At 64.9% G+C, this 25,974-nt stretch carries 21 protein-coding genes; 8 read left to right on the top strand and 13 right to left on the bottom strand.

Annotation, left to right across the window (positions count from 1 at the left end; genetic code table 11):
* Positions 1-22: 22 nt before the first annotated feature.
* From I3J27_RS17840 to I3J27_RS17810, 7 genes are all read right to left on the bottom strand, one after another.
* Positions 23-394 carry an SUF system Fe-S cluster assembly protein gene (locus I3J27_RS17840; RefSeq protein WP_008558582.1) on the bottom strand — a complete coding sequence of 124 codons (372 nt, stop codon included), beginning with the start codon at positions 392-394 and terminating at the stop codon, positions 23-25.
* Positions 391-1,638 carry a cysteine desulfurase gene (locus I3J27_RS17835; RefSeq protein WP_270171859.1) on the bottom strand — a complete coding sequence of 416 codons (1,248 nt, stop codon included), beginning with the start codon at positions 1,636-1,638 and terminating at the stop codon, positions 391-393. Before I3J27_RS17835 ends, I3J27_RS17840 begins: the two co-directional genes overlap by 4 nt.
* Entirely contained in the window at positions 1,635-2,957 is a 1,323-nt protein-coding gene (gene sufD, locus I3J27_RS17830; RefSeq protein WP_270171857.1) for a Fe-S cluster assembly protein SufD, read from the bottom strand. The genes I3J27_RS17835 and sufD overlap by 4 nt, the downstream gene beginning before the upstream one ends.
* Before the next feature lie 11 nt (positions 2,958-2,968).
* A complete protein-coding gene (sufC, locus tag I3J27_RS17825; protein ID WP_270171855.1) occupies positions 2,969-3,721 on the bottom strand; it encodes a Fe-S cluster assembly ATPase SufC in 753 nt (250 codons plus the stop codon).
* A gap of 62 nt (positions 3,722-3,783) precedes the next feature.
* A complete protein-coding gene (sufB, locus tag I3J27_RS17820) occupies positions 3,784-5,280 on the bottom strand; it encodes a Fe-S cluster assembly protein SufB (protein ID WP_014495553.1) in 1,497 nt (498 codons plus the stop codon).
* A 112-nt stretch (positions 5,281-5,392) separates the two neighbouring features.
* A complete protein-coding gene (locus I3J27_RS17815; RefSeq protein ID WP_270171852.1) occupies positions 5,393-6,532 on the bottom strand; it encodes a cysteine desulfurase family protein in 1,140 nt (379 codons plus the stop codon).
* 51 nt (positions 6,533-6,583) lie between these two features.
* On the bottom strand, positions 6,584-7,792 hold the full coding sequence (locus I3J27_RS17810; protein WP_270171850.1) for an acyltransferase family protein: 1,209 nt from the start codon (positions 7,790-7,792) through the stop codon (positions 6,584-6,586).
* A gap of 57 nt (positions 7,793-7,849) precedes the next feature.
* Here I3J27_RS17810 and I3J27_RS17805 point away from each other — a divergent pair, with 57 nt between their 5' ends.
* Positions 7,850-8,803: a LytTR family DNA-binding domain-containing protein gene (locus I3J27_RS17805; RefSeq protein ID WP_270171848.1), complete on the top strand. Its 954-nt coding sequence runs from the start codon at positions 7,850-7,852 to the stop codon at positions 8,801-8,803.
* A gap of 338 nt (positions 8,804-9,141) precedes the next feature.
* Positions 9,142-9,789 (top strand): alpha/beta hydrolase, encoded by a 648-nt coding sequence (locus I3J27_RS17800; RefSeq protein WP_014495555.1) that lies wholly within the window; start codon positions 9,142-9,144, stop codon positions 9,787-9,789.
* On the opposite strand, the gene I3J27_RS17795 is transcribed toward I3J27_RS17800, so the two are convergent.
* The 3 genes from I3J27_RS17795 to I3J27_RS17785 form a co-directional block, all read right to left on the bottom strand.
* Positions 9,786-10,109 (bottom strand): DMT family transporter, encoded by a 324-nt coding sequence (locus tag I3J27_RS17795; RefSeq protein WP_270171838.1) that lies wholly within the window; start codon positions 10,107-10,109, stop codon positions 9,786-9,788. The genes I3J27_RS17800 and I3J27_RS17795 overlap by 4 nt on opposite strands.
* A 10-nt stretch (positions 10,110-10,119) precedes the next feature.
* Positions 10,120-10,797, bottom strand: a complete 678-nt coding sequence (locus tag I3J27_RS17790; protein WP_270171836.1) for a glutathione S-transferase family protein — start codon at positions 10,795-10,797, stop codon at positions 10,120-10,122.
* A 110-nt stretch (positions 10,798-10,907) separates the two neighbouring features.
* Entirely contained in the window at positions 10,908-12,011 is a 1,104-nt protein-coding gene (locus I3J27_RS17785) for an anhydro-N-acetylmuramic acid kinase (RefSeq protein ID WP_270171834.1), read from the bottom strand.
* A 164-nt stretch (positions 12,012-12,175) separates the two neighbouring features.
* On the opposite strand from I3J27_RS17785, the gene tyrS reads away from it, so the two are divergent.
* The 4 genes from tyrS to I3J27_RS17765 all read left to right on the top strand — a co-directional run bounded on the left by tyrS (position 12,176) and on the right by I3J27_RS17765 (position 17,439).
* Positions 12,176-13,429 (top strand): tyrosine--tRNA ligase, encoded by a 1,254-nt coding sequence (gene tyrS / locus I3J27_RS17780; protein ID WP_270171831.1) that lies wholly within the window; start codon positions 12,176-12,178, stop codon positions 13,427-13,429.
* A 56-nt stretch (positions 13,430-13,485) separates the two neighbouring features.
* Positions 13,486-14,733 (top strand): MFS transporter, encoded by a 1,248-nt coding sequence (locus tag I3J27_RS17775; protein WP_270171829.1) that lies wholly within the window; start codon positions 13,486-13,488, stop codon positions 14,731-14,733.
* A gap of 221 nt (positions 14,734-14,954) precedes the next feature.
* Positions 14,955-15,359, top strand: coding sequence for a DoxX family protein (locus tag I3J27_RS17770; RefSeq protein WP_270171827.1), 405 nt, complete (start codon positions 14,955-14,957; stop codon positions 15,357-15,359).
* Positions 15,360-15,747: 388 nt separating this feature from the next.
* Positions 15,748-17,439 carry a methyl-accepting chemotaxis protein gene (locus I3J27_RS17765; protein WP_270171825.1) on the top strand — a complete coding sequence of 564 codons (1,692 nt, stop codon included), beginning with the start codon at positions 15,748-15,750 and terminating at the stop codon, positions 17,437-17,439.
* Between the two features lie 161 nt (positions 17,440-17,600).
* Here the strand turns inward: I3J27_RS17765 and I3J27_RS17760 are convergent, their stop codons facing one another.
* The gene (locus I3J27_RS17760; RefSeq protein ID WP_270171823.1) at positions 17,601-21,410 is read right to left on the bottom strand and encodes a YhdP family protein; all 3,810 of its coding nucleotides are present in this window, start codon (positions 21,408-21,410) and stop codon (positions 17,601-17,603) included.
* Between the two features lie 195 nt (positions 21,411-21,605).
* Between I3J27_RS17760 and I3J27_RS17755 the strand changes: the two genes are divergently transcribed.
* Positions 21,606-22,295: a redoxin domain-containing protein gene (locus I3J27_RS17755; RefSeq protein WP_270171821.1), complete on the top strand. Its 690-nt coding sequence runs from the start codon at positions 21,606-21,608 to the stop codon at positions 22,293-22,295.
* Between the two features lie 111 nt (positions 22,296-22,406).
* Complete coding sequence (locus tag I3J27_RS17750; RefSeq protein WP_270171819.1) at positions 22,407-23,768, top strand: M23 family metallopeptidase; 1,362 nt, start codon at positions 22,407-22,409, stop codon at positions 23,766-23,768.
* Between the two features lie 33 nt (positions 23,769-23,801).
* On the opposite strand, the gene I3J27_RS17745 is transcribed toward I3J27_RS17750, so the two are convergent.
* Together I3J27_RS17745 and I3J27_RS17740 are read right to left on the bottom strand one after the other, a co-directional pair.
* A complete protein-coding gene (locus tag I3J27_RS17745) occupies positions 23,802-24,992 on the bottom strand; it encodes a DUF5666 domain-containing protein (protein WP_270171817.1) in 1,191 nt (396 codons plus the stop codon).
* The gene (locus I3J27_RS17740) at positions 24,989-25,891 is read right to left on the bottom strand and encodes a DUF6502 family protein (protein WP_270171815.1); all 903 of its coding nucleotides are present in this window, start codon (positions 25,889-25,891) and stop codon (positions 24,989-24,991) included. The genes I3J27_RS17745 and I3J27_RS17740 overlap by 4 nt, the downstream gene beginning before the upstream one ends.
* Positions 25,892-25,974 lie beyond the last annotated feature (83 nt).

Below are 25,974 nucleotides of genomic sequence, written 5' to 3'. Positions count from 1 at the left end.
AATTCAATGTCGAGTTTACGCGTCACCACATGTTGAGCACGAGGCGGGCCTCGTCGCTCATGCGTTCCGGCGACCACGGCGGCTCCCAGACGACTTTGACGTCGACCACGCCGACGCCGGGAACGCTGGCGACCGCGTTCTCGACCATGGTCGGCAGCTCGCCGGCAGCCGGGCAGTTCGGCGTCGTCAGCGTCATCTGGACGTCGACCGAGCGGTCGTCCTTGATCTCGACTTTGTAGATCAGGCCAAGCTCGTAGATGTCGGCCGGGATTTCCGGATCGAACACCGTCTTGAGGCCGGCGATGATCTCGGTGGTCAGGCGCTCGGTCTCCTCAGGCGGCAGCGCCGACTGGGTCTCCATCGGATTGGCTTTGATTTCGGCCGTGTCACTCATGCGAACAAATCCCGCGCCTTAAGCAGCGCCTGTGCCAGATGATCGACTTCTTCCCGCGTATTATACATGCCGAACGAGGCCCGGCAGGTGGCCGTCACGTTGAACCGCTCTAAAAGCGGCATCACGCAATGGGTTCCGGCCCGCACCGCGATGCCCTGGCGATCGATCACGGTGGCAACGTCATGGGCGTGCGCGCCCTTGAGCTCGAAGGAGATCACCGGCCCCTTGCCCCGCGCCGTGCCGATCAGCCGCAGCGAGTTGATCTCGCGTAAGCGCTCCTGGGCATAGGTGGTGAGATCGTGCTCGTGCGCGGCGATGCGCTCCTTGCCGATCGAATTGACGTAGTCGATGGCCGCGCCAAGGCCGACGGCCTCGACGATCGCGGGCGTGCCCGCCTCGAACTTGTGCGGAGGATCGCCATAGGTGACGACATCGCGCGAGACCTCGCGGATCATCTCGCCGCCGCCGTTGAAGGGGCGCATCGCGACGAGGTGATCGTACTTGGCCCAGAGCACGCCGATGCCGGTCGGACCATAGACCTTGTGGCCGGTGAAGACGTAGAAATCGCAGCCGAGATCCTGAACGTCGACCGGCAGATGCACGGCGCCCTGGCTGCCGTCGACCAGCACGGGAATGCCACGGGCCTGCGCGATTCTGACAACGTCCTTGACCGGGACGATGGTGCCGAGCGCGTTCGACATCTGCGTGATCGCGACCAGCTTGGTCTTCGCGGTCAGCAGCTTCTCGAACTCGTCGATCAGGAAATTGCCCTCGTCGTCGACCGGCGCCCATTTGATCACGGCACCCTGGCGTTCCCTGAGGAAATGCCACGGCACGATGTTGGAGTGGTGCTCCATGATCGAGATGACGATCTCATCGCCTTCTTCGATGTTCGGCCCGCCCCAGGACGAGGCGACCAGGTTGATCGCTTCCGTCGCGTTGCGGGTGAAGATCACTTCCTCGGTGCGCGACGCGTTGATGAACTGCGCCACCTTGGTGCGGCCGCCCTCATAGGCTTCGGTCGCGGCATTGGCGAGGTAGTGCAGGCCGCGATGGACGTTGGCGTATTCGGACTGATAGGCCTGCGTCATGCGGTCGAGCACGGCGCTCGGCTTCTGTGCCGAGGCGGCGTTGTCGAGATAGACCAGCGGCTTGCCGTAGACCTGCATGGCCAGCGCCGGAAAGTCCTGGCGCACGCGCGCGACATCATAGGCGCCATTCTTGACCGCCGGATGCGTGCTCATGATCGGCGCTCCAGCCAGCGCTCGGCAATGCCGATCACGTGCTCGCGCAAGCCATCATCGGCGATCTGCTCGATCGCCTCGCCCACGAAGGCCTGGATCAGCAGCGCCTGAGCCTGCTTTTCCGGCAGGCCGCGCGCCTTCAGATAAAACAGCAGACTGTCATCCAGCGCGCCCGCGGTGGCGCCGTGGCCGCAGGAGACGTCGTCGGCAAAGATCTCGAGCTCGGGCTTGTTGTCGGCTTCGGCTTCGTCCGAGAGCAGCAGCGCGCGGATCATCATCTTGCCGTCGGTCTTCTGCGCATCGGGACGGACGATGATGCGGCCCTGGAACACCGAATGGGCGCGATCGTCGATCACGGCACGGAAGACCTCGCGACTGACGCAGTTCGGCACGGCATGGTCGACGACCAGCGTGGTGTCGCCATGCTCGGTCTTCTGCAGCAGGTTGACGCCATTGGCGGAGAGCTCGCTGCCCTCGCCCGCCAGCGTGATGAAGCCTTGCAGGCGGCTCACCGCGGCGCCGGTGGTCATGTTGAAGAAGTTGACCTTGGTATTGGCGCCGACGGTGACGAATTGCGAGGTGATGTTCACCGCATCGGGCGCATCGTCCATCAGGCGGAGATGGGCGACATCTGCGTCGTCCCCGATCCAGAGGATCACCGCATCGTTGACCTGATAGCCGCCTGCCGTTCCGGCTGTGACGAAGCTCTCGATGATCGTGGCGCGAGCAGCTTTGCCAATCCGCAGATGCGAACGGGTGAACGCAGACGCGCTAGCCGCCGTCGCGACATGGATGATCTGGATCGGCGCAGACAACTGCGCGCCGTCAGCGACCGAGACCACCACACCGTCCGTCGCCATCGCCGCATTGAGCGCGATCACGGCGTCGGTCGAGGCGGTCTGGAGCAGATCGCCGGCGGCAGGATTGGCCTCATTCGCCAGGATCTCACGCAGCGTCTTGAAGCTGACCTCGGACGCGAATGCCTTGACATCGGAGAGATCGGCCACGAACACGCCGTCGACCAGCACCAGCTTGCGGGCGCCTGCGATCGCATGGGCCTTCACGGCGTCCGCGGCACGCTTCAGCGCAGCCGCATCGGGGCTGGCTGCCAGCGGCAGCGCCTCGCCGACCAGCGCACGCAGATCGGTGTATTTCCATTCCTCGATCCGGCGGTGCGGCAGGCCGAGACGCTCATAGGTCTCGAACGCCTCACGGCGCGTCGCAATCACGGACGGCGAACCCGGCAGCCGGCCCTCGGCGCTGGTGAAGAGATCGCTCACCGCGCGGCCCTTTCCGGTCTTTGCCACAGCAACGTTCATCGCAAAATTCCTTACGCGGCGTCCTCGAACTGGGCGTAGCCGGACGCTTCCAGCTCCAGCGCCAGCTCCTTGCCGCCGCTCTTCACGACACGGCCCTTCGACATCACGTGCACGATGTCGGGCACGATGTAGTTGAGCAGCCGCTGATAATGGGTGATGACGACCATCGCGCGCTTGGGCGAATGCAGCGCGTTGACGCCGTCGGCCGCGATGCGCAGCGCGTCGATGTCGAGGCCGGAATCCATCTCGTCGAGGATGCACAGGCTCGGCTCGAACAGCGCCATCTGCAGCACCTCGTTACGCTTCTTCTCGCCGCCGGAGAAACCGACATTGACACCGCGCTTGAGCATGTCCTGCGGGATGTTCAGCGACTTCGAGACCTCGCGGACCTTCTTCAGGAACTCCGGCACCATCAACTCGGTCTCGCCGCGCGCCTTGCGCTGGGCGTTCAGCGCGGTGCGGAGGAAGTTCATGGTGGTGACGCCGGGAATCTCGACCGGATACTGGAACGCCAGGAACACGCCCTTGGCGGCGCGCTCCTCGGGCGCCATCTCCAGGAGGTCCTCGCCCTTGAACAGGATCTGGCCGTCGGTGACTTCATAGCCGGGCTTGCCGGCGATGACGTGCGACAGCGTCGACTTGCCGGAGCCGTTCGGCCCCATGATGGCGTGAATCTCGCCCTCGTTCACGGTCATCGTCAGCCCATGGAGGATCTCACGTTCCTCGACACGAACCTTCAGGTCTTTCACTTCAAGCAAAGCCATCTTGGTATCCAGTTTATTCAATTGATGTTTGAGCGCGCGAGGCGCGCCGCTGGGGTCGGCGATTAGCCGACCGACCCTTCCAGCGAGATCGAGATCAGCTTCTGCGCTTCCACTGCGAACTCCATCGGGAGCTGCTGAAGCACGTCCTTCACAAAGCCGTTGACGACGAGGCCGACAGCCTCCTCCTGCGAAAGGCCGCGCTGGATGCAGTAGAACAGCACGTCCTCGGAGATCTTCGAGGTCGTCGCCTCGTGCTCGAACGTCGCCGACGAGTTCTTGGCTTCGATGTACGGCACGGTGTGCGCGCCGCATTTGTCGCCGATCAACAGGGAATCGCAGGCCGTGAAGTTGCGTGCGCCGGTCGCTTTGCGGTGCGCGGTGACGAGACCGCGATAGGTGTTCTGCGACTTGCCGGCGGCGATGCCCTTCGAGATGATGCGGCTCGACGTGTTCTTGCCGAGATGGATCATCTTGGTGCCCGAATCGACCTGCTGGAAGCCGTTCGAGATCGCGATCGAGTAGAACTCGCCGCGGGAATTATCGCCGCGCAGGATGCAGCTCGGATACTTCCAGGTGATCGCCGAACCGGTCTCGACCTGGGTCCAGGAGATCTTGGAGTTGTTGCCGCGGCAATCGCCACGCTTGGTGACGAAATTGTAGATGCCGCCCTTGCCTTCCGAATTGCCGGGGTACCAGTTCTGCACCGTCGAATATTTGATCTCGGCATCGTCATGCGCGACGAGCTCGACCACGGCGGCATGCAGCTGGTTCTCATCGCGCTGCGGCGCAGTGCAGCCCTCGAGATAGGAGACGTAGGAGCCCTTGTCGGCGATGATCAGCGTGCGCTCGAACTGGCCGGTGTTGCGCTCGTTGATGCGGAAATAGGTCGACAGCTCCATCGGGCAGCGCACGCCCGGCGGCACGTAGACGAACGAGCCGTCCGAGAACACCGCCGAGTTCAGCGTCGCGTAGAAATTGTCCGAGGTTGGAACCACGGAGCCGAGATATTTCTGCACCAGCTCGGGATGCTCGCGAATGGCTTCCGAGATCGGCATGAAGATCACGCCGGCCTTCTTCAGCTCCGCCTTGAACGTGGTCGCAACCGAGACCGAATCGAAGACAGCGTCGACCGCGATCTTGCGGCGGGCCGGGTCTTCCTCGCCGGGCTTGGGCTCGACGCCTTCGAGCATGGCGACTTCCCGCAGGGGAATGCCGAGCTTCTCGTAGGTCTTGAGGATCTCCGGATCGATCTCGTCCAGCGAGGTGACCGTCTTCTTCGGCTTCGGCGCCGCGTAATAATAGAGGTCCTGGAAGTCGATCTTGGGATAGTCGACGCGCGCCCAGGTCGGCTCGGTCATGGTCAGCCAGCGGCGATAGGCCTCGAGCCGCCACTGGAGCATCCAGGCGGGTTCGTTTTTCTTCTCGGAAATGAACTTGACGGTCTCTTCCGACAGCCCTTTGGGGGCCTTGTCGGACTCGATCAGGGTCTCAAACCCATAACGATACTGATCGACGTCGATGCGCTTCACGCGCTCGACCGTCTCTTGCACGGCTGGCATTCTATCCTCCGCTCGCGGTTTCAAGGACCGCGGTGGATCAAACTCGGACGAGTATTACGATGTTTCTTGGCGGAAAGCACGGCTTAGAACGGTTCAAGCCGTGTTTCGTCGCTTAGCCTCTAAGTAGGGTATTACCGAGCTTTCGCCAAGCCTCTAACGCCCTATTGATATCATCTGGTTCCGTGGACCAGCCCAGACTGAGACGCACCGCTCCCTGAGCGACGGCGGCATCATACCCCATCGCCGACAGCACATGGGACGGCTGGACCTTGCCTGAGGAACAGGCCGAGCCGGAGGACACGGCCACGCCTTCGAGATCGAAGCCGATCACCGCGGTCTCGGCCTTCAGACCAGGCGCCGTGAAGAGAGTGGTATTTGGCAACCTCCTCACATCGTCTGCAAAGACGGTCGCCCCGGCAATGGCGCGAATGCCATTTTCCAAGCGATCCCTGAGGGTTGCCATCCGCTCCGCATCCTCCGGCAGAGCCTGAAGGGCAACCCTCACCGCCGCGCCAAAACCGGCGATGCCGGCGACATTCTCGGTTCCAGCTCGGCGATTCAGCTCCTGCCCGCCACCCCGCAACACCGGCTCCAGTCCGGCAATCCCCTCCGCCACCACGAGGGCGCCGATCCCCTTGGGGCCGCCGATCTTGTGCCCAGAAAAGGTCGCAAGGTCCGCGCCTACCGCGTTAATATTGAACGCAATTTTGCCAAACGCCTGGATCGCGTCGACATGCAGAAGGCCGCCGGCCTCGTGAACAATGCCGGCCGCCTCGGCGACCGGCTGAAGTGCCCCGGTCTCGTTATTGGCGACCATGACGGAGACCAGGGCCGGCCGGCCGTCGCTGAGCAGAGCCTTGAGATGATCGAGGTCGATCACACCGGAGCGCGTGACGCGGACCCGACCGATCATGTCCGCCGGGAACCGGCCGCCTGCCAGCACCGAGGCATGCTCGACGGCCGAGACCAGCAGCCGCTGGACCGGACCACCCGACGGGCCTTTCAGGCCAGGCGACAGCGCCAACGCATTGGCCTCGGTTCCAGCCGAGGTGAAGACCACGTTCCGCGGCAGCGCACCCACCGCCGCGGCGAGCGTGGCGCGGGCGTCCTCGACCAGGCGTCGCGCCTCCCGCCCCTCGGCATGAACCGAGGACGGATTGCCGATCAGCTCGTACGCGGCCAGCATCGCCGCGCGCGCCTCAGGGCGCAGCGGTGTGGTCGCATTCCAGTCGAGATAGACGCGATCGGGCATGACGCCCTCTTAGCACCTTTTGCCATCGCGCCAATCGGGCGCCGCCGCACGTTAGGCCGGCTGCTGCTGCGCCATCCCGGCCGATGAACGGGGCTCCATCCGCAGCCCGAACAGCGGCCGCAGCCAGGCGATCCGCCGCGCGATCTCGTAGCTGACCAGACAAGTGAGCGCGGTGCCCGATATTACGATGGCGGCCTCGCTTCCGGCTGACAGTCCGCTGCCCCGCAGCGCATGCGCGATCACGATGATCGCGGTCTGATGCACGATGTAATAGGGAAAGATCGCATCGGTCAGATAGCGGCGCACCGGGCCATCGGCCGTCAAATGGCGGCGCGCAAAGCCGAGCACCGCGACCATCGCGATCCATTGATAGCAGCCATAGACCGCACCGGCGAACCATCGCAGCATCGGCGACCGCGGGACCAAGCCGGCGTAGATGAGGATGAAGGCTGTGAAGCAAGCGACCGCAAGCATCAGGGACAACCACCTTTGCCGTTCGATGTCGCGCCAGATGCCGCCCTGGCGCGCGAGCAGGAAGCCGATCAGGAACGCGGTCGCATAGTCCGCGTGATTGTACCAGTCGCCGAACAGCGCATGCGTCGACGGGAAGATCGGCGACAGGAACAGCCGCCAGACCGCAAACAGCAGGCACGGCCACACCAGCAGCCATGGTCCGGCGAGCACCAGCGTCAACCTTTCACCGATCCGGTCCGCAGCGGCCGGCCACAGCGACAGCACGGCAGCCAGGGCCATGGTGTAGACCCAGAGATAGACCACGAACCAGAGATGGTTCCAGGTCGGCTGCACGATGCAGGGGGTCGGGCAGAACTGCGCGCTGAACGCCAGGTAGTGCCGGACGTAAAAGTCAGCGAAGCCTTGAAGATGAGAGGTTTGGGGATAGCCGAGGCTCTCGACGATCTGGAGGTACGACTGCGGCGGCACGATCACGAGCATGCCAAAGATCAGCGGGATCAGCAGCCGCGCCGACCGCGCGCGGGCGAAGGCGGCGAGCCGGTATTTTCCCAGCATGAAGCGGCTGGCGACCCCGGAGACCAGGAACAGCAGCGACAGCCGCCAGGGGTTGAGCACCAGCATCACTGGCTCGAGCCAGGCCAGCCGGTGCTCGCTCTTGATGTGAAATCCCCAGGACACGTAGAGCATACCGACGTGGTAGAAGATCAGCAGCCCGAAGGCTAAAATCCGCACCCAATCCAGATCGATGCGTCGTTCCGGACTTGATGCTTGCTGCGGTGTTGACATGGTTCTCTGCTCCTTGACGGGACGACAAAAGCGGTTTTCGGGCCAGGGCTGACATCAATGGCTGACGGCCAAAATGCTCCCGAAACGGAGCGCGTCGAGACGGTTTGGGATCAGAACCGGGCGCGAGGGGATGAAGCGTCGTCTTCAGGGACGAACGGTTGGCTCGGCGGGATCAATCGCGGCGACTGGACGACGTTTTGTGCGCTTGCAGCCGTTGCGCTCGCCATCGGCATCGTCAATGCGCTCTCCGGCGCGCAGGACGCAGCCTGGCGCGGCGACAGCAGCGATATCGGCCGGCGGCTGTTCTGGGAGCTGACGAGCATCATCGTCATCCTGCTGCTGGTGCCGATCCTGATGCTGTCCGTCCAGCGCATGCGCCGGACGATGGGCCTGACGGCGCGGATCGGGCTCGGCGTGGCCGCCCTGCTCGGCTTCTCGGCCCTCCACATCGCCGGCATGGTGGGACTGCGGAAACTCATGCTCTGGCTCGCGGGAAGCGCCTACGACTTCCGTTTCTCGCAGGCGACGGTCCTGTACGAGTTCCGCAAGGATGCGGTGACCGCATTGCTGATTGGTGCAACACTCTGGCTGATCGAAAGCCGTCGCGAGCTGCGCAAAGCCGCACGCACGGCCCTGTCGATGCCGGCCGCTCCGCCGGAGCAACCATCCCCCGATTTGATCTGGCTCCGGGACGGCACCAGCCGCGTTCGCGTCGCACCGCGCGACATCCTGTGGGTCACTTCTGCCGGCAATTACATCGAATACAGCCTCGCCGACGGCACCCAGCACCTGATCCGGGGCACGCTTGCCGCAACCGAAAGCGAGCTCGCCCGTTTCGCCATCGTGCGCGTTCACCGGACGAGGCTGGCCAATCTCGACCGGGTGAGTGGCGTGGACTTCAAACCGTCAGGGGACTTCGAGCTCAGATTCGACACCGGCAAGACACTCGGCGGCAGCCGCCGCTACCGGCCCGCGGTCGCCTCGCTCGGAGACCGCAACGCGCCGGCGTGAATCACTGACCGGATCGTCCGACGAGCGATAAACAATCATGATTCCAATCAGTTGCTGCCAAAATGCGAGCTTGCTCGATCCCGGCCTCTGCTAGCGTGACGCCGGGATGACCAGCTAAGTTCTTGAGCGCATTGGCAGATGTCGAAGATGCTTGCTTTTTGCCCCGCTGCTTATGTTAGAACCCGGCCGTCAAGTCACCGCGCGCCGTTTGCGCATCACCGCGAGGCGCACGCCTTCTCACCCTTCATTCGCGCTTTCGTCGGCATCGCTGCCGATGGGGCCACAATCGATTGATTGCCAAGGACCAGCTCTCCAGCAAATCAATCCAGAGATCATCCATGCCTGAAGTTATTTTCACTGGCCCCGCCGGCCGTCTCGAAGGCCGCTATCACCCGGCCAAGCAGAAGAACGCGCCGATCGCGATGATCCTGCATCCGCATCCGCAGTTCCACGGCACGATGAATCATCAGATCGTGTACCAGTGCTACTACGCCTTCGCGCATCGTGGCTTCTCGGTGCTGCGCTTCAATTTCCGCGGCGTCGGCCGCAGCCAAGGCTCGTTCGACCACGGCACCGGCGAATTGTCGGATGCGGCGGCAGCGCTCGACTGGGCGCAGACCATCAATCCCGAAGCGCGCGCCTGCTGGGTCGCCGGCTTCTCCTTCGGCGCCTGGATCGGCATGCAGCTTTTGATGCGCCGTCCCGAGGTCGAGGGCTTCATCTCGATCGCACCGCCCGCCAACCTCTACGACTTCTCGTTCCTCGCGCCCTGCCCCTCGTCGGGCCTGATCGTGCATGGCGAGAAGGACGCGGTTGTGCCGCCGAAGGACGTCAACACGCTGGTCGAGAAGCTGAAGACGCAGAAGGGCATCGTGATCGACCAGCAGGTCATCCCCGGCGCCAACCACTTCTTCGACGCCAAGCTCGAGCCGCTGATGGAAACCATTACGGCCTATCTCGACATGCGTCTGGCCAACGTGCGCTAAGCGAGTTTGAGCGCGACGATCCCCGTCAAGACGAGCGCGATGCCCGCAAGCTTCATCGCGCTCAAGGTCTCGCCGAACAGCACCACGCCCATCATGAAGGTGCCGGCAGCCCCAATGCCGGTCCACACCGAATAGGCGACGCCGACCTCGAGCACCTTCAGGGCGCGTCCGAGCAGGAAGACGAAAGCGGCGAGCAGCACAAGCGAAGCGATGCTCCAGCCCACGCGCGTGTAGCCCTCCGCATATTTCATCGAGATTGCCCAGCCGACGTCGAGCGCGCCGGCGATCACGAGCATGATCCAGGCCACGGATGACGACATCGGCGTGCCTTCAGGCCGCAAGCTTGAGCAGATGCGCGTCGTGGCGGACGAGGAAGGCACGCAGCAATTGCGGATAGTCCGCGCCGACCGCTTCGCGCACACTCGGCCGTTTTGCAAGTTCGGCTCGCCACGCCCGCGCCTTCGGCACATCGCGGAAGATGCCGTGCTCGGTCAGTTCGTCGAATAGATCGAAATAGCGGAAGATCGGCGCGAACACCGCGTCGACCACGCTGAAGGCCTCGCCTGCGAAATAGGGCCCTGCCCCAAGCGCGGCTTCCACGCGCGCGAATTTCGCGACGAGCGCCTGACGCTTGCTTTCGAACGTTGCCGGATCCGTCGTGGTCTCCAGCCCCCAGAGATCGCCAAGGATCGCCGAGCCGACCTCCATCCAGGCGCGGTGCTCGGCACGTTCGAGCGCATCCGCCGGATGCAGCCTCGCGCCGCCCTGCGTCTCCTCGATGTACTCGCAGATCACGTTGCTCTCGAACAGCGCGACCTCGCCCTTGTCAGTCGTCACCACCAGCACCGGCACTTTGCCGAGCGGCGACAGTTTCAAGAACCAGTCGGGCTTGTTGGCGAGATCGATATCGACCCGCTCGAACGGCACGCCCTTCTCCTTGAGCGCGATCACCGCGCGCTGCACATAGGGGCAAAGCTTGTGGCTGATCAGTTTGAGTGGAGCGGTCATGGCCATGATCCCGGCGGGTTGATGCAACTGCATCCAAGATAGATGCAGGTGCATGAACATGTCAAGATCGATGCATCTGCATCAACCGCATTTGCTCACCGGCCTGGACGTCAGGGCCGCGCCATCACCCCGCCCGTCATCGGCATCGGCACGCCCGTGGTGGACGGATAGGACAGCGGCAGGCCCTTCAGGCCGCGGGCAGCAAGGAAGCCGAAGGCCTGTGCCTCGATGGCGTCGGAGGCCCAGCCGAGCGTCTCGGCGGCCTCGACCGTCGCCGAGCCCACCCGCTCCCGCAGCATCCGCAGCATGGTGAGGTTGCGGGCGCCGCCCCCGCAGACGATCCAGCTTCGGGGCCGCCGCGGCAGCAGCGGGATGACGCGGGCGACCGCGGCCGCGGTGAAGGCGGTCAATGTCGCGGCGCCGTCGGCCGGCTGGACATCGCCAAGCCTCAAGGCGGCGAAGTCATTGCGGTCGAGCGATTTCGGCGGTGGGCTTGCGAAGAACGGCAGCTCCAGCGCCCGCGCGATCCAGGCCTCGTCGGCCTTGCCGAGCGCGGCGAACTTTCCTTCCGCATCGAACGCCTGGTTCATGGTGCGGTACATGAAATCGTCGAGCAGCGCGTTGCCGGGGCCGGTATCGCAGGCGATCAGCGTGTCGTTGCCGTCGATATAGGTGATGTTGGAGACGCCGCCGATATTGACCACGACGATCGGTCCCTCGCGCTCCAGCGAGTTGGCAAGCGCCCGGTGGTAGACCGGCACGAACGGCGCGCCCTGCCCGCCGGCCTCGACGTCGGCGGCGCGGAAATCATGCATCACGGGGATATGGATCGCCTTTGCCAGCGCCGGCGCATCGCCGATCTGGACCGTCAGCCGCCGCTCGGGGCGGTGCAGCACGGTCTGGCCGTGGAAGCCGACGATGTCGATGTCCTCCGGCTTCATCCGGTTGTGGGCGACGAAGGCGGCGACCGCCTCGGCATGCGCCTGCGTCACCGCGCGTTCGGCCTCGACCAGGATCCCCGGCCGGGCATCGCGCTGCGGCAGGTGCACGGCCTCGCTCAGCGCCTGGCGCAGCAAACTGCGCTCGGCCGGGCTATAGGGGCGGTAGCCGGTCGGCCCGAACGCCTTCACCTGCTTTCCGTCGGTTTCGATCAGCGCGACATCCACCCCGTCCAGCGAGGTGCCGCTCATCAAACCGAGTGCCGTCAACATCATGGATCAGCGTCCTCAAAACCCGCTCCGGCATGCCGATCTTGTGCCAGAGGGACACATCTTATAATGCCACAGGCCAAAGTGGCGGGCGGCAATCGAGTTCCCATCGGAAGACCCTTAAATTGCCCCCAAAACGGTAAACCAAGAATTGTCAGGCACGCCGACAGATGACTGCATTTAAATCGGATTTCCTCAATACCCTGCAGGAACGTGGATTCATCCACCAGTGCTCCGATTTCGAGGGGCTGGACGCACTCGCCGCCAAGGGCGAGGCGACCGCCTATGTCGGCTACGATTGCACCGCCCGCTCGCTGCATATCGGCAACTATCTGACCATGATGATGCTGCACTGGCTCCAAGAGTCCGGCAACAAGCCGATCACGCTGATGGGCGGCGGCACCACCATGGTCGGCGATCCCTCCGGCAAGGACGAGACGCGCGCGATGCGCACCGTCGCCGAGATCGAGGCCAACAAGGAATCGATCCGCGGCGTGTTCGCAAAGGTGCTGCGCTACGGCGAGGGCAAGAGCGATGCCGTCATGCTCGACAATGCCGAATGGCTGACCAGGCTGAACTGGATCGAGATGCTGCGCGACGTCGGTCGTCACTTCTCGGTCAACCGCATGCTGACCATGGACTCCGTGCGGCTGCGCCTCGAGCGCGAGCAGGAGATGAGCTTCATCGAGTTCAACTACATGGTCTGCCAGGCCTACGACTTCGTCGAGCTCGCCAAGCGCACCGGCTGCAAATTGCAGATGGGAGGCTCGGACCAATGGGGCAACATCATCATGGGGGTCGACCTCGGCCGCCGCATGGGGACGCATCAACTGTTCGCGTTGACGACGCCGCTCTTGACCACGGCCTCCGGCGCCAAGATGGGCAAGACGGCGCAGGGCGCGGTCTGGCTCAACGCCGACCAGTTCTCGCCCTATGACTTCTGGCAGTACTGGCGCAACACCGAGGACGCCGACGTCGGCAAATTCCTGAAGCTGTTCACGACGCTGCCGATGAGCGAAATCAAGAAGCTCGAGGCGCTTGGCGGCTCCGAGATCAACGAGGCCAAGAAGGTGCTTGCCACCGAGGCGACCGCGCTCTTGCACGGCCGCGACGCCGCCAACGAGGCCGCCGAGACCGCGCGCCGTACCTTCGAGGAAGGCGCGCTGGCCGAGAGCCTGCCGACCGTGGAAATTCCGCGCGGCGAGCTGGATGCCGGCCTCGGCGTGCTCAACGCCTTCGTCAAGGCGGGGCTCGTCGCCTCCAATGGCGAAGCCCGGCGCCAGATCAAGGGCGGCGGCCTGCGCGTCAACGACGAGGCCGTCACCGACGAGAAGATGGTGTTGTCGGCGGGCAATCTGACGCCCGAGGGCGTGATCAAGCTCTCCTTCGGCAAGAAGAAGCACGTCCTCATCCGGCCTGCATAGGCTTATGAGCTTTTGATGCTTGTCAGGGCGCGCCGATGCGCGCTCCCTGATTGGCAATGGACCAGAACACGCCCAGGGAAAACGTTGCGAGCGATCAGCGGGACGCTGTTCGCATCGCGCTCACCGTGCTCGCGCTCTGCTTCACACTGGCTGTGCTCGGCCGCGGGCTCGGCGACAGCTTTACAGTGTTCCTGAAACCGATCTCGGAGAGTTTCGGCTGGGACCGCGCGCAGATCGTCTCGGTCTATTCCCTCACCTGGCTCGCGAGCGGCCTCACCGCACCCTTTGTCGGACGGCTGTTCGACCATTCCGGACCGCGCGTCGTGTATGCGTTTGGCCTGCTGCTGCTCGGCGCGGCGTTCCTGATCGCGGCCCACGCGCAGCATCTGTGGCAGTTCCAGCTCTCGATCGGCCTCTGCGTCGGCATCGGCGTCGCCTTCATCGGCATCGTGCCGAACTCGATCCTGCTCGGCCGCTGGTTCGGGCCGCGCCTGCCGACCGCGATGTCGGTGGTGTATTCGGCGATGGGCGGCGGCGTGCTCGCGCTGCTGCCGGCCTCGCAGCTCCTGATCGATCGCATCGGCTGGCGCGACACCTATCAGCTGTTCGGCTTCGTGGCACTGGGCCTGCTCATTCCGCTCATGCTGCTGCCGTGGCGGCTGTTCGCGGCGGGCTCGCCGCATGTCGTGAAGAAGACCGATCCTGACTTCGTCGACAACGGCTGGACGCTGCTCCGCGCCATGCGCCATCACGCCTTCTGGGCGCTGTTCTCGACCTTCTTTTTCACCGCGGTCGGCATGTATGCGATCGCAGCCCAGATCGTTGCCTATCTGATCGATGCCGGCTTCCCGCCGCTCCAGGCCGCCACCGCCTGGGGCTTTTCGGGCATCGTGCTCGTATTCGGCATGCTCGGGGTCTCCGCGCTCGACGGCTTGATCGGCCGCCGGCCGTCGGTGCTGCTGAGCTACGCGATCTCGATCGTCGGCATCATCCTGCTGTGGTTGTTGCAGTACTCTCCAAGCATCCTTCTGCTCGCCGGCTTCGTCGTCTGCTTCGGCAGCATGATGGGCTCGCGCGGTCCGCTGATCAGCGCCACCGCGATGAGGATTTTCCAAGGCAAGCGGGTCGGCACCATCTACGGCACCATCTCGATCGGCAGCGGTCTCGGCTCGGCATTCGGTTCCTGGAGCGGCGGCCTGATCCATGACGCGACGCATGGCTACAACGCCCTGCTCGCTTTCGCACTTGCGAGCGTCGTGCTCGGGATGATCCCGTTCCTGATCGTGCCTGCTTTGCGGCGGTAGGTCTCCCGGAGGTAACTTGAGTTCGTTCGCGTTACCGGAAAATTACGGACGGCCACGGCGCGAACGCGTGCAAAAAACACGGATCGCGCGCGGCTGATGGCCGGGCGTGCGGTGTTTTGCCCGACATGACGAAAATGTCAGAACGGAATTGATCCCGGGTGGCTTGCGGGGCCGAACTGAATACGGTCCAAGTCGCAGCATTGGATGGAGGGCACAAACCAATGAACTTTCCCTATCTCACTCGCTTTCAACCGGTTCTCTTGAGCCTGTTTCGCTTCATCACCGGCCTCTTGCTGTTCCAGTACGGCATCGCCAAGCTGTTCAAGTTTCCGGTGCTGCCCTACTTCGCGAACATCCCGCCGCTGATCTATGCGGCCGGTACGCTCGAGCTCGTGCTCGGCGCGCTCCTGATGATCGGCCTGTTCACCCGCCTCGCCGCCTTCATCCTCTCGGGTGAAATGGCCTTCGCCTACTTCATGGGCCACATGCTCAAGGGCGAGACGCCGGTGTTCCTGCCGCTGCTCAATGGCGGCACCGCGGCGATCCTGTTCTGCTTCGCCTGCCTCTACCTCGCGACAGCCGGCGGCGGCTCAGTCAGCGCCGATGCGGCGATGGGCAAGGACTAATCGACCAGCGTGTTGGCGTGGCGCGAGCGCACGCCAATTGACGCGCAAGTAACGGATGGCGCCGGCAGCTTTGCCGGTGCCGTCTATCGCGAGCCCAGGACGTTCCAGATGAGAACGAGGGCTGCGACCAGCAGCACGGACATGATGAGGCGATGAACGAATCGGTTCATTGCAACTCCGGCCGGGCGCGATGACCCCTCAAGCCTGACATCGATCTACTCCCGCACGCGTACCGGCGTGCGCCGACACATGTCCGTTTGACTGCACGGTTGTGCATGAAGCTGCGAACGCTCATGCGCGCGGCGGGCTGCCGGACGCCTATGTTCATGAATGGTAAGCACTTCATGCTAGCAATGTTGACAATAACAACCATTCCGTAGGGGCTGTGATGAAGCTGCTGAGCCATCTGAAGATCCGCACCAAGCTTGCCAGCATGGTCTGTCTCGCGGCTCTCACGGTCACGGCCATCATCGCCGTATCGGCCTTCCTCAGCAAGAACCGCATGATGGAAGACCGGGTTCAGCAGATGAAGACCGCGGTCGACATGCTCTACAATTTGGCGCAGTCGGTTCAGGACGACGTCACCGCCGGCAAGCTGACGCAGGCCGAAGCCAAAACCCAGTTCCACATGCGCGGACGGCGCATGAGCTTCAACGGCGGCCAGGGCTATCCCGTTGTCTACAATCCCGACACCTCGCTGCTCGTGAACGGCGCCAATCAGCAGCTCGAAGGCAAGATCACCGGCGCGAAGGACTCCAACGGCGTTCTCATTGCCGACGCGATCCTCAAGGCCGGCGAACAGAATGGCGGAGGCGTGGCCTCCTATCTCTACCCTCGCCCCGGGCAAACTGAGCCGGTGCGCAAGACCGTGTTCGCGCGCAAGTTCGCGCCCTGGAACGCAACCATCAGCTACGGCCTCTATGTCGACGACATCGATGCCGACGTGCGCTCGCTGACGCTCGAGCTTGCCGCGATCGGAATCGGCCTGATGCTGCTGATGGCGACGCTGTCCTGGCTGATCGCCCGCGACGTGCTCAGCGCACTCGATCGCCAGAAGACCCGCATGCAGGAGATTTCCGAAGGCGCCATCGACGAGCCGGTCGCGGAGACCGATCGCGGCGACGAGATCGGCCGCATGGCCGAGACCCTCGAAGTGCTCAGGCAGACTGCCCTCACCGCACGCACGCTCGAAGCCGAGCAGGTCGCCACCAAGACCCGCAGCGAGCAGGAGAAGCGCGACGCCCTGATCTCGCTCGCCGACCGCTTCGATGCGTCGGTCGGACAGCTCGTCGGCCTGATGGCCTCCGGCTCCGGCGAGCTCGAGACCACCGCCAAGTCGATGTCGTCCACCGCCGAGGGCACCAACCGCCGCGCCGCTGTCGTCGGCTCGGCCGCCACCGAAGCCAGCCAGCGCGTCCAGACGGTCGCGGCTGCCGCCGAAGAGCTCTCCTCCTCCATCACCGAGATCAGCCGTCAGGTCGCGCAATCCGCAGAAGTCACCGGCCGCGCCGTGGACAGCGCGCGCCGCACCGACACCATCGTCCGCGCGCTCTCCGACGGCGCCCAGCAGATCGAGCATGTTGCCGAGCTGATCTCCAGCATCGCGGCACAGACGAACTTGCTTGCGCTCAACGCCACCATCGAGGCCGCCCGCGCCGGCGAAGCCGGCCGCGGTTTTGCCGTCGTCGCCTCCGAGGTGAAGTCGCTCGCCAGCCAGACCGCGGAAGCGACGCGTGAGATCGGCGACAAGATCGCCCAGATCCAGGGCGCGACCAAGGAAGCCGTGGACGCCATCGGTGGCATCACCGCCACCATCGAGGAGGTCAGCCGCATCGCCACCTCGATCGGGGCTGCCATCGAGGAGCAAGGCGCCGCCACCGCCGAGATCGCCCGCAGCGTCTCGCAGACGGCGGAGGCCACCAAGGAAGTCACCACCAATATCGGCGGCGTCAGCACGGCCGCAAACGAGACCGGCAACGCCGCCGGCATGGTGCTCGCGGCCGCCAGCAACCTCTCCAAGCAGGCCGAGCAGCTCTCCGGTGAGGTCGGCACCTTCCTGGCCGGCGTGCGAGCAGCGTAAGCGGCCGGCACCAAACTCTCCACGTCGTCATGGCCGGGCTTGTCACGGCCACCCACGTTGTCGGCACATGTAGAAAGAAAGTTCGTGGATGCCCGGGCCTTCGCCTCGCCGTAGCGGCTTTGGCCGCGCAGGCGGGACAAGCCCGGGCATGACGACTTCAGCTAACGCCGTGCGAGGCTGCAGCCGCTCGAGAGCTGACGCGTCGATCCGGTCGAACCGTCGCTCGATTGCGACGGAAACTCTTCGAACGGCGAGTTCTGCTTGCCGGTGTTGAATTCGAAGATCTTGCGGAACAGACCGGGCGCCATCGCCGAGATCGGATTGACGCGCATCACCGGCGCGGCCGGCGTGCCGACCACCTCGTAAGTGACACCGATCAATCCTTCGTTGTTGCCGCCGCCGAGGAAGATGCCGAACAACGGGATCTGGCCGAAGATGTTGTTGACACCATACATCGGCACGAAGGTGCCGCTCATGCAGACCTGGTTGCCGGGATAGTCGATCGAACCCTCGATGGTGGCGCCAATCATCGGGCCCTTGACGACGCCGTCACGAACGGTGAGTGCGCCGTTCTGCCGGGTAAACTCCGCGCGCAACGCGCTGAAGGAGACGCCGTTCCCGGTACCGTTGGGCGCTCCTGCTGCGACACGTTCGAGCTGCGCTTCACCCTTCACCGTGAAGTCGCGCACGTTGATGAGGCCCTCGCGCGTCGTGTTCGGCTCGGAGGACGGCGGCTCCATCGCCACCACCATCTGGCCGCCAACCGCCTTGGTGTAGGTGTCGGTGAAACGCAGCAGCGCGCCGGCATCGTTGGTCTGGAGGTAGATCACCTCGCGGTTGCCCTGAGCGCGGCCGCCGCGCAAATCGGCGGCCACCGGCGTGTCCTTGCCGATCCGGCCGTTCAGCGTGAAGGCTTTGACCGCGCCGCTGCGGCGGGACATCTTTGCGTCGACGCTGCGCATCGCCTCGCCGTTGAAACCCATGACGGCGCCGAGCTTCACGTCGATGTCGAAATCGACGTTCTTCATCTTGTTCTTGGCATCGTCCTTGGAATTGCCTGAAATCGCCGACTTCAGGAAGCCGCGGCCGTCGAACACGTCGCCGCGCATCGTGCCCTTGACCACGCCGTCCTGGCCGCGCTCGACCTTCAGCGACGCCTTGTCGCCGTCGGACGGCGAATAGGTCGGGAAGCTCGCATTCATGAGGTCGCCATTCGCGTCGACCTCGAGCGAGCCCTTGATCGAGGCGCCGCCGCCCTCGATGACGATGTCCTCGAAGCGCGTCGATTGCGCCGTCGGCACCACCTTGAAGATCGCCTTGCCCGATTTGCCCGGCAGCTTGACCCAGCCCGGCAGCATATTGTCGAGCTTGACCGAAGTGAGATCGGCTTCGACGCCGAGCTTCGTCGTCTGGTCCGCGCCGCTCGCGATCTTGCCCGACAGTTTGATCGGCAGCGAACCGCTGACGGCGGGGCTCAGGTCAAATCCCAGCCGCGCGCGGCTGGCATCGTCCAAGGTCGCCTGCAATCTGACGTCGGCGTCGCCCTCGGCCGGCTTGCGATAGTCGAGCGAGGCGGCCTGGCCGTTGATCTTGACGTCGCCCTTGACCTGATAGCCCTGGTTGCTCGCGACGATCTTGAGATTGTTGGCCTCGAGCTTCTGGTTCATCACCAGCTTGTCGGCGGCAAAGCCGTTGAGATCGGCGGTGACGGTGTAGGTCGTATCGGCCTTGGTCAGCTCGCCCTTGACCGGCAGGCCGAGCTGGATGTTGGCCGTGAACGTCCCCTTGCTGGTGTTGGGATCGACGACGGTCGACGACAGGTCGCTCAGGCGATCATTGGAAAGCATCTCGGCAGCGGCAGGCACCGGACCATCGACCCGGAACCTGGTCCGCGACGGCGACGGCTTGGGCGCCATGTCGGGCACCTCGAAGACGAAATCGGAAATCGTGACCTTGCGGCCCGCCGGCGTGTCGGCAATGCCCTGGGCGATATTCACCGTCGCGGTGCGGCCGGTCACCCGCGCCTTCAGATCGGCATCGTGCACCACCGGCATGCCGTCCACGGGGCGGACCGCGACGCCGCTCGCCACGATGTTGACCGACAGGCCGTCGTCGGGAATGGGCGGGCCCTTGCGCGGAAGATTCCTCGTTGGCGAATTGACGCCGATCTCGATGCGCTGGAGCGTGCCGCGCTCGATCCGCTCGATCACCCATTCGCGCAACTCGGGAACCACGAGGGTCGGCCACATCCGCTTGAGCGCAGAGGCCGACATCGGCGTTCCCGCAAAGCCCAGCGTCAGCCGCGGCTCGCCGGAATAATCGATGGCGCCGGTGCCGGCGACGCCAATCTCGCCATTGCTGATATCGGCCTGCGTCAGCAGGAGGCGCTTGTGGTCGGTGTCGAAGCGGAAGCCGATCGCAATGCGGTTGAAGACGAGCGGCGGCTCGTTGTCGATGCCGCCGAGCAGGATCGAGCCGCCGCTGAAACCGAGCTGCCAGTCATTCACGGTGCCGTTGGGCGGCTCGAGATGAGCCAGAAGCGTCAGACGGTTCGCACCCGAGAGGATCTTGAACGGAGCGACCAGCACCCGCCGATTGGCGTCCCACTCGACGTTGATCTCGGCGGAGTCGATCGCCATCGGATAATCCGGCGTGTCGGTGTCGATGATGTTGCCCGCACCGATCGCGATCTTGCCGCGGAAGAAGGTCGGCACCCCGTCGCGGCCAAGCTCGCCCTTGAGCTCGCCGGTCAGCGGCAGATCGGCGGTATAGGTGAGATCCTTCACCCGCAGCGCCAGCAGGATGTTGGAGGTCGAGACCTTGTCGGCCTTGATGTCGACCGAGCGCACGCCGTTCTCGGCAGGGCCGATCGTGGCGCGCAGCATCCACGGGCGCGCGCCCTCTTCGCCGAGGCTGAGCGTGACGCCGCCACGGCTCGGCCGGCGCAGGCTGAGCGTGATGTTCTCAAACGACCATTTGCTGCCGCGCTGCTGATCGTCGACGATCAGATTGCCGTTCTTCAGGCCGATCTCGTTGAGGTTCTGGCCGTCGAGACCGGTCATGCTGAGACTGTCGAGCCAGTCGAGGCCCTGAAGAATGCCGCTCTGCGCAGTCGCCGGCGGTGTGGCCTGGGATGCATCCGGGCTTGCAGGCGCCGTGGCGAATGGCGGCGGCGGGACACCGTTGCGCGGGAATGTCGGCGGCAGGCCCGCCTCCTTCTTGGAGGCGACGCCGGTTGCGAGCGGTTTTGCGGTGTCGCCGGCAGACACCGTGACCGTGCCGTCGGGCGCAATGCGAATCGCCAGCTCGGCATCGACGAGATTGAGGCTCTCGGCGCGCAGATGGCCCATCAAAAGACCCGCACCCGACAGCTTCACCTCGGCCTTCGGCGCGGTGGCGACGATGGCATGGTCATGGTCGCGCACGACGATGTCACGGATGCGCACGGCAATGCGGATCCGCCCGGCCCGCTCGATCTGGGTGCCGCCGACCTCCACGGTATTGCCGTGCCCGATATTGTCCTCGATGGCAGCAGCGAGCCAAGGCGTCGCGATGTCGAGATTGATGGGGCCGGCGCCGAGCCGCCACCACAGCGCGCCGAAACAGCCGACGAAGATGACGATGAGAGCCCCGACCACGACGGCCAGCCGCTTCAGCCAACGACCGCCACCCAACCAGCGGCGCATCGACGCAAACCCGTCACCGAAGCGATGGAAGCCCGAATTGGAACGCGACAAGAGCCGGCGCGCCCGATGGCCCGCCGCCGCTTCCTGATCCGGATCCCAGTCGGCGTCGTCCCATTCCTGCGGCGTTTGTTGACCGCCGCGCCGATCGAAATCCCGACTGTAATCCTGGGGCGACGTATTCCTTGCCATTGCCTCTCGATACAGGCGCCCATCATAGGATTGAGCGCCGCCGGGACCGCAGCCGCCCGCCGGAAGCGAAGCTCCCTGCGTCGGCGCTGCCGCCATACCTCGAATATTCCTGCTGTTCGTCATTTCGCCCCGGGAGCGCGTTCAACGAGCAGTGGGGTGGTGCGTGGAATTCCTTGTAACCATACTCCGGCGTCGTCAGACTTGCCCAGCCGAGAGGGCGATTCCGACACACCGGGTGAGAGCTGCAATACCGCTTTGGTTGACCCGCCGAAAGCGTCGAAAGGAAGGCGTATGTCCAAGAAATCCCGAAAGAAATCGTCCAAAACGCCCTCCAGCATTGCAACGGCTAAAAAGAAGGCCCCGACAAAGCGGGCAACGACTCAAACAAAGTCCGCGAAAACACAGCGGACACCGGCGACCAAATCAACCAAGACCATAGCAAAAGCAGGATCGCATAAGGCCGCATCGAAACAGTTAAATTCTTCCAAATCGGCGTCCGCGCCCGCGGGCGCGAAGTCCGCCCTGACCGAGGGCCAGAAGGCGCCCGCCTTCCGCCTGCCCCGCGATGGCGGCGACGTGATTTCTCTGGCGGATTATGCCGGCCGGAAGCTCGTCCTGTTCTTCTATCCCCGCGCCGACACGCCCGGCTGCACCAGGGAGGCGATCGACTTCACCCGGCTGGCGGACGCTTTCACCACGGCCGGCACGGCGGTGCTCGGCATCTCGGCCGATCCGTTAAAGGCCCAGGAGAAGTTCCGCGACAAGCACAAGCTCGCCGTGCCTCTCATCTCGGACGAGAAGCACGAGATGCTGGAGGCCTATGGCGCCTGGGGCGAAAAATCGATGTACGGCAAGACCTTCCTCGGCATTCTTCGCACCACAGTGCTGATCGGGACCGACGGCAAGGTGGCCAAGGTCTGGCGCAATGTCCGGGTCGACGGCCATGCCGATCAGGTGCTGGACGCGGCAAGAAGTCTTTAACCAGACCGTTAAATTCGAGCGTTCCCGTTTCCGGAAAATTAACCATGACCGGCCCAGATTGCTGCGGCAATTGAGCCGCAAGGAACCGTTCCGACCGGCACCGGAGTGCCGATGTCGAAAAGTCCTGCCCAATACTCGCAGTACCCCCAACATCATCCCCACGACCACGGACGGGCCTTCCAGCGCCGTTCTGCCGCTGTCGCGGCGACTGCTCCGATTCCCCTTCCCGACGCCGATGACGCCTACACGATCGTCCATCACGGCAAGCAGGTTCGCCTGGGTCCGGTGGTGTTCTGGATCGTGGTCGGCACCGTGGTGTTGCTCGGCCTCTGGTCGGCGGCGACCGCCACCTATTTCGCCTTCCGCGACGACGTCCTGACCCGGCTGATCGCCCGCCAAGCCGAGATGCAATACGCTTATGAGGACCGCATCGCCGAGCTGCGCGCCAAGGTCGATCGCACCACCAGCCGGCAGCTGCTGGACCAGGAACAGTTCGACCAGAAGCTCGACCAGATCATGAAGCGCCAGACGGCGCTGGAGTCCCGGGCGACGGCGCTCGGGGCCATGCCCGACGTGACCGGATCGATTCCTCGCGCGGCCCCGCAGCGCGGCGATTCGAGTGCGGCTCAGGGCACGCCAAAGCCCTCCCCGATCAGCGACACCGTGATCTTCGTGGCCCCGCCCGATCGCGAAGCGCGACTCGAATCGCGCGCCCCGACCGTCGCGGCACCGCCAACCAGCCAATTCGCCAAGAACCAGGGGTTCGACAACGTCCTGGTCCGGCTCACGACTTCGCTTGACCAGGTGGAGCGTCGCCAGATGGCGGCGCTCGGCGCCGTCGAGGAAGGCATGGATTCACGCATGCGCCGGATGCGCGGCGTGGTCAGCGATCTCGGCCTCAATCTCGCCAGTCTCGAAGCCGCCGTGCCGCGTTCCGCCATGGGCGGACCGTTCGTGCCCGTCAAGCTGACGGCCAATGCCGGACCGTTCGAGAAGCAGCTCTATCGCATCAACACCACGCGCGCCGAGATGGACCGGCTCAATCGCACGCTGGCGCTGGTGCCCTACCGCAAGCCCGTCATCGGCGAGGTGGAGTTCACCTCCGGCTTCGGCGTGCGCAGCGATCCGTTCCTCGGCCGGCCCGCGATGCACACCGGTCTCGACTTTCGCGCCGCGACCGGCGATCCCGTGCGCGTCACCGCCAATGGCAAGGTCGTCTCGGCCGGCTGGTCCGGCGGCTACGGCCGCATGATCGAGGTCGACCACGGCAATGGGCTCTCGACCCGCTACGGCCATCTCTCCGAGATCAACGTCAAGGTCGGCGAGATCGTGAAGATCGGTCAGGTCGTCGGCCTCGTCGGCTCGACAGGCCGCTCCACCGGCCCGCATCTGCACTACGAAACCCGCATCGAAGGCGAAGCGGTCGACCCGCAGAAGTTCTTGCGCGCTGGCGTGCGCCTCAGTGCCGGCTAAGCCCGCGCGGCGCACTTTGAACGCGGGCGCCGCTTAGCGCCGCCCGCCGCCCATCCCGCCTCCGGGGCCACCGAAGCCGCCACCACCCATTCCACCGCCGGGCCCCATCGGGCCGCCGGGTGAACCAAGTCCGCCCGGGCCTGACGGACCGCTCGGTCCTGTCGGGGCGGAGCCCGGAGCCGTGCCGGGGCCTGATCCCGGTGCAGACGAACCTGGTGCACCGGGCCGGCTGCCGCCCGGATTGGTCGCACCACGATTCGGATGCAGGATCGAGCCGCCGGGCGACCGGTTGAGATTGCCGCCGCCCGACGGAGGCGCTCCCGGCCCGTGGCCGATGGCCTGGGCCGAATCCACCTGGAAGCCGCGCGAGCGATCGAAGGCGCCGTTGACCACCATGCGGGCTTCGCCGGCCGCTGGGCCGAAGCGCGAGCTGTCACGGGCAATCAGCCCGGAGCCGAGCTGGAGGTTCGCGCCCGCGCGCTGCACGTAAGCCTCGATCGACAGGCGGCTCGCGCCGACGAGATCCGAGAAATCGTCGATCCGCGCGCGCGCCGCCTGCATCGCGCCCTGGCTCGAGCTGCCTTCGATCTGGACGCGCTGGCCGACCAGCAGCGGATCGACGCCGCTCAGCTTCAGCCCGCCGATCCGCAGGCCATCGGGCCCGCGCTCGACCAGCCCGGTGACACGCTCGGTCGCCTCGCGCCGCGGCTCGACCAGGCTTGCGACGATCACGCCGTCGGTCCGGCGCAGGCCATAGACGGCCACCTGCGTGCCCGTACGAAGCTTGCTCTCCTTGTCGCTTGCGACGATCTTCTGGCCGAGCACCGTCAGTTCGTTGCCCTTCACGGCCTCGATCGGACCTGCGACCTCGCTCGCGATCGCGATGTTGCGCGTGACGAGCGTGCCATCGGCCTGACGGGTCGCGACCACGCGCGCGAGCTGGCCGATGCGCAACGCCTTCGGACTCGCGGCCTCGCCGTCGATCCGAACAGGCACGTCGCTCGCATAGGTAACGCGCTCGCCGTTGACGTAGATGCTGCCGAACCGCTGGATCACGCCGACGATGCCGGTGCCGCCGATGCCGTGGTCGTCACCGCGCTTGATCCCCGTGCCGCCGATGCCCTGATCGGTGCCGCGCTTGACCTGCGCGTGCGCCATCGCGGTGCCGGCGAGCCAAAATCCTGTGAGCAGCAGACGGCGGGAGATCAGCGGCGGCCGGCTCATGAAGAACCACCCTTGTTGCCGCCTTCCCTGACGTTTTCCTTGCCGCCTTCCTTGGCCTCCCCCTCCTCATCTGCAGCCTCGCTGTAGATGTAGATGCCGAAATTCCAGCGGGCCTCACCGCCCTTGTCCTTGGCGAGCGCGCGGTTGGCCTCGCGGTTGGCGGTCTTCAGCGCGTCCATCGCGAGCTCGCGCGAGCGCGCTTCGAGCTTCCGTGCCAGCTTCGGCGAGATGTTGTTGTAGTGCACCGCGCGTTCGAGGAAGCGCGGCGCCGGCCCGGAGACGTTTTGCTCGGCGGCCGCGATATGGTCGTGCAGATTGCGGCCGAGATAGTGCCATTTGTTGTCGTCCTCGCCTGATGGGACGAAGGCGGCCTCGACCAGCTCGATCTCGTCGGACTCGTTGATGGTGACGAGCTTGCGGTCGATCCATTCGTCGAGCACCGCGCGCGGGCGCACGTCCTTGGTGACGGAAGCGACGAGCTGCTCGAACGACGGCGCATCGCCTTCCGCCGTGCGCGGCAGCGGCAGCGGCTCGCCCTTCGAATCGGTGAATTCCGGCGCGGCAAGCCAGCGCGCGATCACGGCGCTCGTCAGCGAGACCGCCGCCGGCGTCTCGTGCACGGGCGCGCCGGCGCCGCGCAGCCGCGCCACCTCCTTGCGGTGAATGCCGGTGAGCAGGCTGACCCGGCTGTCGGTCTGCTCCTTTCCCTCCAGCGCGAAATCGTGCTCGGCGACATTGACGAAGAGTTCGCGAAGCAATTGAGCCAATGCCGGAAAGGTCATGCCGCTGCGGATGCAGAGCCGCACGAGCGGGCGCAGCAGCCGCGCCAGCGGCGCGTGCAGCTTCGTGGCGGCATTCGGTGACGGAGCCGCTGCCTTGGACCCGGACTTGGCATTCATGTCTGAATTGTACAGATGCCTCGCGTGGGACACAATCCCACTTTTTCTCCTTGGGCGATTGACGTGGTAACTTTTCCCACATA

The organism is Bradyrhizobium xenonodulans (genome assembly GCF_027594865.1).
GTDB lineage: Bacteria > Pseudomonadota > Alphaproteobacteria > Rhizobiales > Xanthobacteraceae > Bradyrhizobium > Bradyrhizobium xenonodulans.
Note: the sequence above shows the minus strand (reverse complement) of the source record. Positions and strands in the feature narration are given on the sequence as shown.

Bases quoted from the DNA above. Each gene is read 5' to 3' on its own strand.
- I3J27_RS17840 (WP_008558582.1), bottom strand. From the start codon at position 394: ATGAGTGACACGGCCGAAATCAAAGCCAATCCGATGGAGACCCAGTCG.
- I3J27_RS17835 (WP_270171859.1), bottom strand. From the start codon at position 1,638: ATGAGCACGCATCCGGCGGTCAAGAATGGCGCCTATGATGTCGCGCGC.
- sufD (WP_270171857.1), bottom strand. From the start codon at position 2,957: ATGAACGTTGCTGTGGCAAAGACCGGAAAGGGCCGCGCGGTGAGCGAT.
- sufC (WP_270171855.1), bottom strand. From the start codon at position 3,721: ATGGCTTTGCTTGAAGTGAAAGACCTGAAGGTTCGTGTCGAGGAACGT.
- sufB (WP_014495553.1), bottom strand. From the start codon at position 5,280: ATGCCAGCCGTGCAAGAGACGGTCGAGCGCGTGAAGCGCATCGACGTC.
- I3J27_RS17815 (WP_270171852.1), bottom strand. From the start codon at position 6,532: ATGCCCGATCGCGTCTATCTCGACTGGAATGCGACCACACCGCTGCGC.
- I3J27_RS17810 (WP_270171850.1), bottom strand. From the start codon at position 7,792: ATGTCAACACCGCAGCAAGCATCAAGTCCGGAACGACGCATCGATCTG.
- I3J27_RS17805 (WP_270171848.1), top strand. From the start codon at position 7,850: ATGGCTGACGGCCAAAATGCTCCCGAAACGGAGCGCGTCGAGACGGTT.
- I3J27_RS17800 (WP_014495555.1), top strand. From the start codon at position 9,142: ATGCCTGAAGTTATTTTCACTGGCCCCGCCGGCCGTCTCGAAGGCCGC.
- I3J27_RS17795 (WP_270171838.1), bottom strand. From the start codon at position 10,109: ATGTCGTCATCCGTGGCCTGGATCATGCTCGTGATCGCCGGCGCGCTC.
- I3J27_RS17790 (WP_270171836.1), bottom strand. From the start codon at position 10,797: ATGACCGCTCCACTCAAACTGATCAGCCACAAGCTTTGCCCCTATGTG.
- I3J27_RS17785 (WP_270171834.1), bottom strand. From the start codon at position 12,011: ATGATGTTGACGGCACTCGGTTTGATGAGCGGCACCTCGCTGGACGGG.
- tyrS (WP_270171831.1), top strand. From the start codon at position 12,176: ATGACTGCATTTAAATCGGATTTCCTCAATACCCTGCAGGAACGTGGA.
- I3J27_RS17775 (WP_270171829.1), top strand. From the start codon at position 13,486: ATGGACCAGAACACGCCCAGGGAAAACGTTGCGAGCGATCAGCGGGAC.
- I3J27_RS17770 (WP_270171827.1), top strand. From the start codon at position 14,955: ATGAACTTTCCCTATCTCACTCGCTTTCAACCGGTTCTCTTGAGCCTG.
- I3J27_RS17765 (WP_270171825.1), top strand. From the start codon at position 15,748: ATGAAGCTGCTGAGCCATCTGAAGATCCGCACCAAGCTTGCCAGCATG.
- I3J27_RS17760 (WP_270171823.1), bottom strand. From the start codon at position 21,410: ATGGCGGCAGCGCCGACGCAGGGAGCTTCGCTTCCGGCGGGCGGCTGC.
- I3J27_RS17755 (WP_270171821.1), top strand. From the start codon at position 21,606: ATGTCCAAGAAATCCCGAAAGAAATCGTCCAAAACGCCCTCCAGCATT.
- I3J27_RS17750 (WP_270171819.1), top strand. From the start codon at position 22,407: ATGTCGAAAAGTCCTGCCCAATACTCGCAGTACCCCCAACATCATCCC.
- I3J27_RS17745 (WP_270171817.1), bottom strand. From the start codon at position 24,992: ATGAGCCGGCCGCCGCTGATCTCCCGCCGTCTGCTGCTCACAGGATTT.
- I3J27_RS17740 (WP_270171815.1), bottom strand. From the start codon at position 25,891: ATGAATGCCAAGTCCGGGTCCAAGGCAGCGGCTCCGTCACCGAATGCC.